Source organism: Pacificoceanicola onchidii (genome assembly GCF_004804335.1).
Classification (GTDB): Bacteria; Pseudomonadota; Alphaproteobacteria; order Rhodobacterales; family Rhodobacteraceae; genus Pacificoceanicola; species Pacificoceanicola onchidii.
Genome location: NZ_SRXY01000002.1, coordinates 242,229 through 254,846, shown reverse-complemented (window position 1 = coordinate 254,846; position 12,618 = coordinate 242,229). Strand labels below are relative to the sequence as shown.

The 12,618-nt window shown below is 58.4% G+C and carries 8 protein-coding genes; 6 read left to right on the top strand and 2 right to left on the bottom strand.

Translation table 11 applies throughout. The features are described from left to right. Positions 1 to 194: 194 nt before the first annotated feature. The 4 genes from E4662_RS06460 to E4662_RS06445 all read left to right on the top strand — a co-directional run bounded on the left by E4662_RS06460 (position 195) and on the right by E4662_RS06445 (position 4,783). Positions 195 to 770: a recombinase family protein gene (locus E4662_RS06460; RefSeq protein WP_136440723.1), complete on the top strand. Its 576-nt coding sequence runs from the start codon at positions 195 to 197 to the stop codon at positions 768 to 770. A gap of 57 nt (positions 771 to 827) precedes the next feature. Beyond that, positions 828 to 1,229, top strand: a complete 402-nt coding sequence (locus E4662_RS06455) for a hypothetical protein (protein ID WP_136440722.1) — start codon at positions 828 to 830, stop codon at positions 1,227 to 1,229. 112 nt (positions 1,230 to 1,341) lie between these two features. Then, entirely contained in the window at positions 1,342 to 2,358 is a 1,017-nt protein-coding gene (locus E4662_RS06450) for an AAA family ATPase (protein ID WP_136440721.1), read from the top strand. Between the two features lie 97 nt (positions 2,359 to 2,455). Next, positions 2,456 to 4,783 (top strand): S8 family peptidase, encoded by a 2,328-nt coding sequence (locus E4662_RS06445; RefSeq protein WP_206080261.1) that lies wholly within the window; start codon positions 2,456 to 2,458, stop codon positions 4,781 to 4,783. A 520-nt stretch (positions 4,784 to 5,303) separates the two neighbouring features. On the opposite strand, the gene torT is transcribed toward E4662_RS06445, so the two are convergent. Next, complete coding sequence (torT, locus tag E4662_RS06440) at positions 5,304 to 6,341, bottom strand: TMAO reductase system periplasmic protein TorT (RefSeq protein ID WP_168797911.1); 1,038 nt, start codon at positions 6,339 to 6,341, stop codon at positions 5,304 to 5,306. On the opposite strand from torT, the gene E4662_RS06435 reads away from it, so the two are divergent. Continuing rightward, entirely contained in the window at positions 6,295 to 9,120 is a 2,826-nt protein-coding gene (locus E4662_RS06435; protein ID WP_136440718.1) for an ATP-binding protein, read from the top strand. The two genes, torT and E4662_RS06435, sit on opposite strands and share 47 nt — an antisense overlap. Here E4662_RS06435 and E4662_RS06430 read toward each other — a convergent pair. Continuing rightward, complete coding sequence (locus tag E4662_RS06430) at positions 9,090 to 9,794, bottom strand: response regulator (RefSeq protein WP_136440717.1); 705 nt, start codon at positions 9,792 to 9,794, stop codon at positions 9,090 to 9,092. The genes E4662_RS06435 and E4662_RS06430 overlap by 31 nt on opposite strands. Positions 9,795 to 9,904: 110 nt before the next feature. Between E4662_RS06430 and E4662_RS06425 the strand changes: the two genes are divergently transcribed. Further along, positions 9,905 to 12,574 carry a molybdopterin-dependent oxidoreductase gene (locus tag E4662_RS06425; RefSeq protein ID WP_136440716.1) on the top strand — a complete coding sequence of 890 codons (2,670 nt, stop codon included), beginning with the start codon at positions 9,905 to 9,907 and terminating at the stop codon, positions 12,572 to 12,574. Positions 12,575 to 12,618: the final 44 nt, after the last annotated feature.

The following is a 12,618-nucleotide window of genomic DNA, read 5'->3' as shown; positions in this document are numbered from 1 at the left end:
TATCTATTAAGGATGTCCCCCCGCCCCCCCTGTCGGAGGCACATTGGCCCCTGATGTGCCAACCAAGATGTCCGATTTGTGTCTACTCCGGCGCTACATGGGAAATGATCCAAATGATGTCCTATTAGACTTCCAGAATCACTTATCGGACAGTATTGGTTTGTGGGACAGTCAAACAGGACAGGAGGTTAGGTTTGGGAGAGCTAATCGGTTACGCGAGGGTCAGTGCACGTCATCAGCAACTCGATATCCAGCAGGCAGCGTTGACACGTGCGGGTGTGAAGACCGAACACCTTTACATGGAGAAGGTATCGGGTCGCAGTCGCGATGGGCGCGATGCCCTCGAAGATATGCTCACTCGTGGTATCAGGAAGGGTGACACTGTATTAGTTACCCGCCTAGACCGACTTGCCCGGTCCACACGTGACCTGCTACGGATCGCTGACATACTTGAGGACAAGGGCGTCAATCTGAAGGTGCTGGACCAGCCTATCGATACTTCCAGTCCAACGGGTCGATTGTTCTTCACGCTCCTCGGTGCGTTTGGTGAGTTTGAGGCCAGCATCCGCGCTGAGCGTCAACGAGAGGGGATAGATGCAGCATTGGCTAAGGGTGACGACAGCCCCTTCAAAGGTCGTCCGGCCACAATCGATGGGAGCCAGGTTAAGGAGCTTGCAGACACTGGTCTGGGTCCATCGTCGATAGCCCGGCAGTTGGGCATCGCCAGATCATCGGTCTATCGGTATCTCTCAGAGGTCAAACAAACCTGACGGACTTGTCTGCCGTCTTCCCTAAATACTCATACAAACAGAGCAGAAGGGGAAATAATGACACAACAGCAAGACATTTTGGTTCTCGGCGACAGCGAACACGCCTTCGCAAACGCTATGGTGGACCCCACTGGCACGATGGCCTTTCTTGATCGTGTTGGTGACGAAGACCTTTTGAAGTTCATGCGCAGGCTTCCGATGGTAGCATGGCATCAATCCGATCATCCCATGACCATGGCGGACCTTATCTATGAGATTAAGCTCTGGCCGTATGTGAAGGCTGCATACAAAGAGAATGAAGGATCACCAGGCGTCGGTGGGCGTTTGGCCCAACTGAAAGATGTGTATGCCCGCGCCAGTGAAATGATGGAACAGGAGACTGGTGAAGTCAGGTCAGAGGAACGGTTGTTCAACTTTGCAACGTTCCTGCAAATCTATTCCACAGAGGGCCTGCCCTGATCGCGCCAGTCAGGCCATGCAACAGTCGCAAACAGACGTTCCGGTGGCGTCACGTCGCGGTCGCAATCCCAGTCAAACAGTGTAAACTCTTGACAACAGGGAGACGATAGTCGTGGCCACCGCCAAGCAACTCATTGGACTCTTAAAGAGTCACGTGGAGGGGAACGAAGAACGATTCTTCGATCTCGCGCTTCAGCTCGCGTCATCGGAAGAGCAGAAGGGGCATACGCGACTGGCCGAACAACTTCGTCAATGGGTCGAAGCTGGTCAGAAGCCGAAACCTGCGTCAACGTCTCCAACCCTGATTGCGAAGCCTCGCGGAGAACTTGGTGCCATCATTGGCACTGCTTACCCAGAGACGCGGCTCAATGACCTCATTCTGCCTGAGACAGTGTCGTCCGAGCTTGACCAGTTGGTCACAGAGTTCCGTAAGCGTGACATGCTTGAGAAGCACGGGCTGTCTCCTCGGCAGCGTGTTCTTCTTGCTGGCCCACCTGGCACAGGAAAGACCATGAGTGCGTCAGCACTGGCGGGCGAATTGAAGCTTCCACTGTATTCCGTGCTACTCCACGGCCTGATCTCAAAGTTCATGGGTGAAACCGCATCCAAGTTAAATGCGATATTCGAGGCTGTCCGCACTCAACGTGGCGTCTACCTGTTCGATGAAATCGATGCCCTGGCGGCAGCCAGGGATGGGGACAACGACGTTGGTGAGGCCCGCCGCACCTTGAACTCGTTCCTCCAGTTCATGGAAGAGGACACAGGTCCGTCGCTGATCATAGCAACAACCAACCTGCCACGCATCCTGGACAAAGCGATCCTTCGGCGGTTCGACCTTGTGCTCATGTATGATCTGCCAACGGCAGATGCGATGCAGAAGGCGATGTCCCGACGCCTGATCGGGTTTGATTTGTCAGAAGTAATCTGGGACGATGTGGTTGAGCAGGCTCATGGTCTTTCATCCTCTGATGTTATTCAGGCCGCAATGGATGCAGCGCGACGAGCCGTATTAGACTCGAAAACGAGCATATCGTCGGATGACCTTCTCCGTTCAATTGGTCGCCGACGTGACTTACAGGCGTTGGGTGTAAACAATGGCGGACCGGACTCTTCCTCACTTCGTTCTTAACGGTGTCTCCTCAGTTAAAGAGTTCAAAGGTCGGAGCGGTGGTGGAAGTCCTAGGCCATCCCTAGTCCAGAATCGCCAAGCTCATGCGCAACGGTTGGTGACAGCACTGGACGCTATTCCGGTCGTTGAAACTGCGAAATCAACCTACCTTGCTGTCGAGGGCCGTCCTGGTGAGCCGCTGATTGCAGACAAGTTCAATGTGAGCGGATTATCTCTACTTTCCACTCAGGATGCTGACATCGACCAACAGATTGCAGGACGTGCCATCGTCAAGGCAAATCGTGCAAGTGGTGGGCTTGAGAACCTCAAAGGAAAGCTGAACCAGTTTGCGGGTGAGCTTCGGCCACCAAACAAGAATGGGGTTAGGAATCCCTACAACGCTGATCTTGCAAACAGTGTCGGTATGTTTGCTGAGATCGAACTGCGGGATTTGTGGCGACACCCCAAAAAGCCTTTTCCACAGTCCGCCGACCCCATCGCGTGGGAAGTGTGGTTGGAGCCCACCGAGGTCGATGATTTCGTGGCCACGGCTGTGCATCAGGGGATGACCGTATATCCTGACCGTCTGGAGTTTCCTGAAGACACGGTTGTTCTGGTCGAAGGAACCACGGATCAAATGGCCACAACCACCGTTGGAACTGGCTCCGTCCGTGCCGTGTCCCCACCAGGAGTGCCAATCGATTTCGTTGAAGGGTTGGAAGCCGAAGAGCAGGCCGAGTGGGTTCAAGATGTGCTTAGCCGAACCCATTATGAACCTGATACCGGACAGGTCGCGTCCTATGTCACTCTCCTCGACACGGGTATCACACTTGCTCATCCGCTGATCCAGCCAGCACTGGATGCGGCTGATCGTCATGCTGCCGTTCCTGGTTGGGACCTGGAAGACTTGGACGGTCATGGGTCGAGGATGGCAGGTATCGCCTTGTTTGGTGACCTAAGATCACATCTTCAGAGCACCGTGGCGATCCACGTCCCACATCGTCTCGAGTCATCGAAGGTGATCCCCGACGCCGGGCAGAATCCACACCATCTTCTGGGCGACCGGACCCAGAAGGCGATCAACGCTGTGGAGGTTGAGCCTGATCGTTTGCGAACGTTTGCGCTGGCGACGACCACTGAGGATGACACGCCGCACAGTGGTGCACCTACGTCGTGGTCAACCGAATTGGATCAGCTTGCGGTTGGTCGATCAGGTGATGTGAAGCAACAGAGACTCATGGTGGTGTCTGCGGGCAACCTATCCCCACAACATGACGGAACAATCGATTACCTCGCAAAATGCGATGACATTGACGAAGCCGAGATCGAGTCTCCTGCCCAAGCATGGAATACGATTGCCGTGGGTGCGATGACAGAAATGAATGATGTTGGCGGGCCTACCCACGGCTCCACACTGGCTGTGCTTGGCGACCTTGCCCCAATGTCGCGCACGGCCAGTTGGACCAAGACCTGGCCGATCAAGCCGGACATCGTGCTGGAAGGGGGCAACTGGTTCAATGACGGGTATTCCACAACGCCGAACCAGCATTCTGATCTTATGCTGGTGACAACCAGCCGGAACTATCCAGCCCGCTCCTTCACACACATTGCTGATACAAGTGCCGCGACTGCTCTTGCAGCCCGTGATATCGCAATTCTGCGATCTGCTTATCCCAACCTTTGGCCGGAAACGATCCGTGCCTTGTATGTTGGATCAGCGAGGTGGACGGACCAGATGTGGTCTCATATTGCCCCTGCGGACCGGAACAAGAAGGGTGCTTATGATGTCATGTTTACGCGATATGGCTACGGACAGCCGAACATGGACCGGGCGCTGAAGAGCGCAAGTAGCGCGGTCACCCTGATCGCCGAAGACCACATCCGACCCTATGAGAACAAGGGGTCAGGTCGAAAGCTGAATGAGATGCGGCTATTCGAGTTGCCCTGGCCGACGGAGGTTCTCCGTGGGATGATCGGGCAAGATGTTACGTTACGCATCGCCCTTAGCACATTCATTGAACCAAATCCGTCCGAAGTCGCACGTGGCCGAAAGAACCGATACGCCTCTCACGGGCTCCGCTTCGCCCTGAAGGGTGCGGATGAGGATGTTAATGAATTCACTCGTCGCGTTGGTCGAACTGCCGTCGATGACTTCCAGGACGACAATGGGCCGGACAGCGGCGAATGGGACTTTGGCTACAACCGCCGCAGCGTGGGTTCGATGCACATTGATACACTGACCATTGCGGCAAGTGACTTGGCACAACGGGGTGTTATTGCTGTCTATCCCGTGGGCGGTTGGTGGAAAGAGAACCGCAACGTAGACCCAGAGCGGTGCGTCGCGCGGTTCTCATTGGTGGTCGAGATTGATGCCGATGAGGCCGACGTTGACCTCTATGCAGAGGTGCAAGCGAAGGTTCCTGTTGCCGCAGCCATCAAGGTGTGATGCCAAGGTCTGTCAGCCTAGGCCGAGCACATCCCAACCCTGTCGCAACTTCCCCATGGCACATCGGGTCAGGAGTGGGACACTTGAGGCCCGAAAATGCTGTTCTACGCTGTCCCACTTTCAGCTAAGACATTGATAAATAGTGTTAGTTGAATCCCGCCCCCGGGCACCATTTAAAACAAGCAGAAATTTGCGAGTTTTGTGCGTGGCTGTGGCGCGCTGTCGGCTTTGACGCAGATTTTCACTAGATTTGGCACAGTAAATTTTGGCTTTGGCGGCGTTCACTGGCTCTAAAGGTCGATTTAGGCAGGGCGGACAGGCACGCAAGCTATCGAGAACGAGCCAGATGCGCGCTCTTTGCTCGACAGTCTTCAATAGGCTGAGTTCTTCGGTGTTCGGCAGGTGACTTGGCATCTGCGCAACAAAGGGCACCCGGACGACGGGAAGAAATTCCTGACCGAGGAGAATAACTCAATCCAAGTCGGTACCACGTCCTGTCGTAAGGCGCATTCCGCGCCGTCTATTGAATGATCGGGAAATAGTCGGCCGGGGACAGAACAACGGATCCGATGCGGTTGTTGGCCCGGCTGATCAACAGGATGTCCGGCCCGTCGAACCCCGCCGGACGGCCATTTTCAAGAGCCCGCAGCATTTGTCGAATGGCCAGAACGCCCTGCTGCCGGGGATCGTCGAATGGGACGGCCAGAACTCGCCCGTTGATCACGGCGCGTTTGATGGTGTGGCTGATATAGGTTGAAGCCAAAGCGACCTCCGTGTGCCGGTTCGTGGCCTGCATCAGGCCGATCACCGCTTCGACGGCGGGCGCGCTTCCGATCAGAAGATCGGCCTCGGGGAAGGCAGAGAACGCATCTTCCACGGCACTCAACTGCTGGCGCAGCCCGGTGTCTGCCCTGAAAACCTCGACAATCTCTATGCTGCTGTTGAGGAGGCCCGCGCGAAGCCCCTTTTCCAGCGGACCAATCCAGCCGGCTTCGGCGGGGCCGGAGATCAGGACGGCCTCCTGCTTGGCTCCACCAGTGGGATACACCTCGGTCAGGTGACGACCGAGCACCAGCCCCATTTCTTCCCAGTCAACGCCGATGCGCCCGGACAGGTCTGTGCTGAAGAGTTCGTTAACGAGGCCGAAAACAGGGGTGTCGCGGGAGACGGTTTGGATTGCGGACAACAATTCGGGATGATCCGAGGAAACCGCCCCAAGCAAAACGGCATCGACACCGCGTTTTGCGCAATCGGCGAGTTGTGCAATCTGCTCGGTCAGCGACTGATAGCCGCCAGCTTCGAAGAACATGAGCGTGATGTCGTGGCGGCTGGCCTCCTGCTCCAGCCCGTACCCGACACTGAGCCAATACTCGTCCTTGAAATGCGGAACCAGCACGCAGGCCTTGACCGGATCGGCCGCCCTGGCCGGAGCGGCGAGCAGCGTGGCTGTCAGAACAACAGCTGCCGTAACGGCAATTGCAGTTGCACAAAGCCTTGCGTAGGCTGCGAAAATGCGACGGCAGACGTTCGACAAGAAGCTAATGCTCGTGTTCTCCATGATGGGATTGCTGACCATCATGGTGGGCGGTGCTGCCGTAGGCGTCAACCGGTATATGGTTGGCACAAACGAGCGTCTGATCGAACAGAACGGCACCGTCATGGAGCTGTCGGGGCGCATCGCGGGCGAAGCAGAACTGGTGCGGTCTCTGGCTTCGTCCTTTGTTCAGGCGGAAAGCGCGGGCGAACTGGATGAACTGACGGCGTCGTTATCCCTGACGGTTCAGCGGCTTGAGCTTGACACGCAGGCGCTGGACAGGATTTCCGCAGAGCCTCGAACCGGGTTCGACATGCCTGACTTCGTGGGGATGACCGAAGATCTGTCGCGCACCGCCAAACAGGTTCTCTCGCTTGAGGCGCGGATCGAAGCGCAGATGGCGCTGTTCAAAGAGACCGGTCAGGAGTTGAGCGTTTTGCTCGAAGCGGAGCTGGATCTGGCGCGGCTCAAGATTACTGCCGGGATCACGGACATCTATGCCGGGTCTGATGTGGACAGGCGCGCAGGGCTTGATGCGTTGGCGGATCGTGATTTCTTTGCCTTTGACCGGATGACGGAGTTGTTGCGCGTGGCCGAGGCCATTCAACGAACCCTGCGCGAAGTGCCTCAGTTGACCCTCGAAGAGCAGATCGCCGCATCGTACACACGGTTTTCGGAAGACCAATCGCTTTTCGCGCGCCGGGTGCCGTTCCTTCCCACGCGTTCTGGGCGGCAGGACGCCGCCAGCCTCTTGGCGGTGCTGAGCCAAGCCGCGGACCCTGACGGGATGTTCGACCACGCCTTGCGGAGTTTGCGCCTGAGACGACAGGTCAGAAACGACAATGCGCAGCTCCTTGTTCAGGTCAATGCGCTGTCCCGGCATGCACAGGACGTCCGGCAAAGGGTACAGGCTGCGAACCTGTTGCAGATCGACCGCGCAAACACCTTTGCCGCGCGTCTTGCGAACGGTCTCTTGGGGCTGGTTCTGGTGTCTGCGGGCCTGGGCGCGTTGATCTGGTTCTACGCGCGGCGCGAGTTGATTGTGCGGCTCAGGCTGGTGGCGGACCGGATGATCGGCGTGGCGAGCGGGGAGTTTGGCGAAGCGGCAGCGATCACCAATCGTGACGAGATCGGACGCATGGAAAAGGCGCTGAATGTCCTGCGGCGCCGGGCAATTGAGGCAACAAATCTGCGCAATTCCCTGGAACAGGCTGTCGTGGCGCGCACGGGCGATCTGGTTCAGGAAATGCGGGCCGCGGATGACGCGCGCGCAGAAGCCGAGGCCGCCAATCGGGGCAAGTCCGAATTTCTGGCCCGCATGAGCCACGAGATCCGCACTCCGCTGAACGGGGTTATCGGCATGCTTGAGCTGTTGCAGGCCGAGGCGGCGGCACAGGCCGAGCGTGATCGCGTGACAACCGCGCTGACGGCGGCGCGGGAACTGCTGGAGCTGAGCAATGACATCCTTGTCTATTCCGGCAGCGAACCTCTGTCGGCCCGCGCCAAGCCGGTGCATTTCAACATCCGTGATTTTGTTGGGCAATTGGGGCACTACCTGTCGGCGCTCGCCGAGGCGAAACAGCTCACTCCGGTTGTCGATCTGGGCGCAAACGTGCCTCCGGTTCTTTTTGCAGATGCTGTCAAGATCAGGCAGGTGATCATCAACCTGCTGTCAAATGCCGTTAAATACACCGAAGGGGGATCGGTCTCCCTTTTGGTGGATTTCGCGGATGCAGCCGGAGAGACCCCTGCCGTCCTGTCCTTCGTGGTGCACGATACCGGCATCGGGATGACGCGTGATTTTCTGGCGCGTGCCTTTGATCCCTATACCCGCAGCACATCCGAGGCGCAGAGCGGGACGGAAGGCGCCGGGCTGGGCCTGCCGATTTCGAGAAACCTGACAGAGGCGATGGGGGGCGGATTGAGTGTGGCAACCGATCCGGGGGTCGGCAGCCGCTTTACCCTGACCCTTCCCGTTGAAATCGGGGATCCCGACCTGATCCAGAAAGAAACCACCCTGCCGTCACGTGAATTCGATTGCAACGTTCTGGTCATCGAAGACCATGCGGTGAACCGGGTTGTGGCACGCGGCTACCTTGAACGGCTGGGATGCGCCGTGACCGAAGCCGAAACCGGCGCGGCGGGTTTGGAAGCGGCGGCGGCTACTGCATTTGATCTGGTTCTGGTCGATCTCGGATTGCCGGACGTCTCGGGCGAAGAGGTGATCCGCACCCTTGTGCAGGGCGGCGGGGGCGCGTTGATCGCGGCGCTCACCGCCCAGCCTTTGCAAGACAGTGAAGCCGAGCGCAGCCATCTTGGCGTTGCCCGTGTCCTGTTGAAACCAATCTCGCCGCGTGCGTTGATCGACCTTCTGGAAACCATATCTGGTGGCGGCGAGACAAGGGAGACCAAGGCATTTGGTGACGGCGATGCAGAGGAAGCTCCTAATGGGTATTCTGCCGTTTTGGCCAGTGTGCGCGAGGATGTTCGCGATCTTGGCGCGGAAACCACGGCAGAGGTTCTGCGCGATCTGCTGGCCGAGATTCCAACAGCCTTGGCCGAGATCGAAGAGGCGGAGCCAGAGAAACGCAAACGGCTTGCCCACCGGCTCAAAGGCGCGGTTTCGAACTATCAACTGGGCGCATTTCGCGCTGAACTGGCGCAGATCGAAACGGACCACGGCTCCCTTTCAAAAGACCAGATGCGTCATCTCCGGCAGGCGGGGCAACAGGCCTGCGACATGCTGGAACAGGCGGCGGCGCAGGCCGGTCTTCAGGTTGGATCGGGCGGCACGAAGCGATAGCCCTCGCCATGGACCGTCAGAATCCAGTTCGGCTGTGACGGATCTTCTTCGATCTTCTTGCGCAACCGGCCAATAACGACATCTATTGTCCGGTCGGTGGACCGTTGGCTTGCACGCCCGAGGATTTCAGAGATGCGCAGGCGGCTCAACGTCACCCCCGGATGGTCCATCAACGCCTTCAGAATGCCGAACTCGATGCTGGTCAGAGGTTCTGTCCGGGACTGGCTGACCAGTCGGCGGCGGATGCGATCAAAGCACCAAGGGCCGAAATCGCTGACGGGTGGCGGGCCTTCGGGCGCCTGTCCGATATCGCCAATCCGGGCCAGCAGGTTTTTGACGCGCGCCGCAAGCTCGCGTTTGTCGAAAGGTTTGGTCACGTAGTCGTCCGCGCCCATCTCCAGACCGACGATCTTGTCGATCTGGTCGTCGCGCGCGGTCAGCAGGATGATCCCGACCTTGGAGTTGGCCCGCTGTTCGCGGGTGATTGTCAGCCCGTCCTTGCCGTCAAGGTTTATGTCGACCAGCAAAAGCTCGGCCGGATCATGGTCAAGCAGAAATTCCATCTGCTCGGCATCCTCTGTCTCGGACACGCGATAGCCAAGCTGGCGAAGATAGGCTGCCAAGCGCATGCGCGACACGCGGTCGTCTTCGACGATGACAATGTGGTCGGTCATGGGCGCAGTTTACATTCATTTACAAGTTCGAACAAAGCAAATTGCGGCGGGTCAACGCGATCAACGTGACCAAGCGTCAGGGTGTGTTCGAGATATGACAGGAGACATCCATGACATTCACGAACCCAACCCGCCGCGCCTTTTTGCAAGGGGGCGCCGCCGCATTTGGCGCGACCTCGCTGCTGGGAACAACCGCGCTTGCCTCCATTGACCCGAACTCGTTTTCGGGCCGCATTTTCCACGCCACCCACTATGGCCCGTTCGAAGCGGTAGTGCGCGATGGCAAGCTGGTCGGCATTTCGCCGATGATCCAGCTTGATGCCCGTCCGACCGAAATGCTGGCCTATGGTGTGGTTGACCGCACCTATGACAAGTCGCGTGTCGATTATCCGATGGTGCGCAAATCCTATCTGGAAGGTTGGGAAACCGGCGACATCAAACCTGAACTTCGGGGCAAGGAAGAGTGGGTCAAGGTCGATTGGGACACTGCCTGGAGCCTGACCGCGAAGGCGCTGCTCGATACTGCCACCAACTACGGCAACGAGGCTATCTTCAGCTCGTCTTATGGCGGCTGGTCCAATGCCGGTGTGTTCCGCCCCAACGTGCTTCAAGGTCGTCTGATCAACCTGATGGGTGGCTGCACCAACACCGCAGGCGACTGGTCGGCCGGAGCCGGTCAGGTGCTTCTGCCCCACGTCATTGGCGACATGGAAGTCTATTCGGCGCAATCCGCATGGGAAACGATCCGTGACAATTGCGAGGTTTTCGTGCTGGTCGGCTGTGACCCGATCAAGAACAACCGCATCGAATACCGCGTTGCCGACCACGGCATGTATGCCCATTGGGAAGAAATTCGTGACGCTGGCGTCAAGTTTATCTCGATCAACCCGCAGCGCACCGCATCGGATGAATACCTCGGCTCCGAGCTGACCCGCATCATCCCCAACACCGACACCGCGCTGTTCCTGGCGATGGCTTATCACGTGCTCGACAAGGGCCTCGAAGACCGCGCCTATATGGACAAGTACACGGTCGGCGCGGACTCGTGGATCGCCTACGTCAAAGGCGAGACGGACGGCACTCCGAAAACCCCGGCCTGGGCAGCCGAGATCACCGGCATCGAAGAAGCCAAGATCAAGGAGCTGGCCGAACTGTTCGCAACGTCAAGAACGGCGATTGGTGGCTCGTGGGCCATCCAGCGCGCCCAGCACGGCGAAATGGCCTATTGGTCGATTGTCAACTTCCAGGCGCTGACCGGAAAGATCGGCAAACCGGGCCAGGGCGTCGGCTTCAGCTGGCACTATGGCAACGGCGGCATGCCGCAGGGCGGCAATAAGACACCTGTCGGCATGAGCCAGGGCCGCAACTTCGTGAAGAAGATCGTTCCCGCATCGCGGATCACCGAGGCGCTGGAAAACCCCGGTATGGAGTTTTTCTACAACGGCCAGACCAACACCTATCCGGACATCAAGATGGTGTTCAACGCGGGCAACAACTTCATGTCGCACCAGCAGGATACCAACCGTCTGATCCGCGCCCTGAACAAGGTCGACACCGTCGTGTGCGTCGATGTGTGGTGGACGGCGGCGACCCGCTGGGCCGATATCGTGCTGCCCGCGTCTTCGACGCTGGAACAGGACGACATCACCTCGGGCGGGACCTACTCCAACGACAAGGTCTATGCGATGAAGAAGATCATCGAACCCGTGGGCGACAGCCTGCCGGACTACGAGATCTTCGAAGGGCTGGCCGACAAGCTGGGTCTGTGGGCGCAGTTCACCGACACCGAAGACAAGATGTATCACATCAAGCTGGCGTATGAAGCGTCCGGCGCAGCGCAAGACATGCCGTTCGAAGAGTTCTGGGAACAGGGCTATGCCCGTATGCCGGTGCCGCCAGAGGCCCGCAAGTGGACCCGCCATGGTGCCTTTTACGAAGACCCGGAGGCCAACCCGCTGCACACAGCCACAGGCAAGATCGAGATGTTCTGCGACAACATTGCCAATATGGAGATCGAGGACTGCCCGGGTATGCCGGTCTGGATGCCCAAGCACGAATATCTGGGCAATGCCAAGGAAGGTCAGCTGCACGTGGTCTCGCCGCACCCGTGGCACCGTCTGCACAGCCAGATGGACCAGTCCAGCCGCCTGCGAGATCTCTACAAGGTGCAGGGCCGGGAACCGGTGCGGATCAACACCGAAGACGCCGCAGCACGCGGTATCGAAGACGGCGATCTGGTCGAGCTTTACAACACGCGCGGCACCGTTATCGCGGGCGCGGTGGTCAGCGATGACATCATGCCGGGCGTCGTGTCGATCTACGAAGGCTGCTGGCCGCAGCTTGACAGCAAGGGACGCTGCAACTCCGGTCTGGTGAACTTCCTGACCTCGACGCAGCCTTCTTCGGGGTTCAGCCAGGCGACTTCGGCCAACACCGTTCTGGTGGAGATGCGCAAGTGTGAAGACCCCGAAGGCCCGAACACGGCCTATGACAAGCCGGCCATCATCGATGACATGGAGATCGCCGCGATTGATGACGATGCGCTGGGCATCGACCGATTGGAAACCCTGACGGCTGCGCTCTACGCGGACATGACGCCGGGCGAGAAGATGTTCTTTGAACGCTGCACGGTCTGTCACGCACCGCGTGAGGTGACCCACTACACCCAGCAGCAGTGGAAGGGCATCGTGCCGTCGATGTTCGAGCGGGCAGGTTTCGACGAAGCCGAGAAGGCGCTTGTCATGGAATACCTGATGACAAACGCGGCTGACGCGAACTGACCTCAAGCTGGCGGGCCGGTTTTCCGGCCCGCCCAACCCCCGGC

Coding starts and splice junctions, on each gene's coding strand:
- E4662_RS06455 (WP_136440722.1), top strand. CDS start 828: ATGACACAACAGCAAGACATTTTGGTTCTCGGCGACAGCGAACACGCC.
- E4662_RS06430 (WP_136440717.1), bottom strand. CDS start 9,794: ATGACCGACCACATTGTCATCGTCGAAGACGACCGCGTGTCGCGCATG.
- E4662_RS06435 (WP_136440718.1), top strand. CDS start 6,295: ATGCGACGGCAGACGTTCGACAAGAAGCTAATGCTCGTGTTCTCCATG.
- torT (WP_168797911.1), bottom strand. CDS start 6,341: ATGGAGAACACGAGCATTAGCTTCTTGTCGAACGTCTGCCGTCGCATT.
- E4662_RS06425 (WP_136440716.1), top strand. CDS start 9,905: ATGACATTCACGAACCCAACCCGCCGCGCCTTTTTGCAAGGGGGCGCC.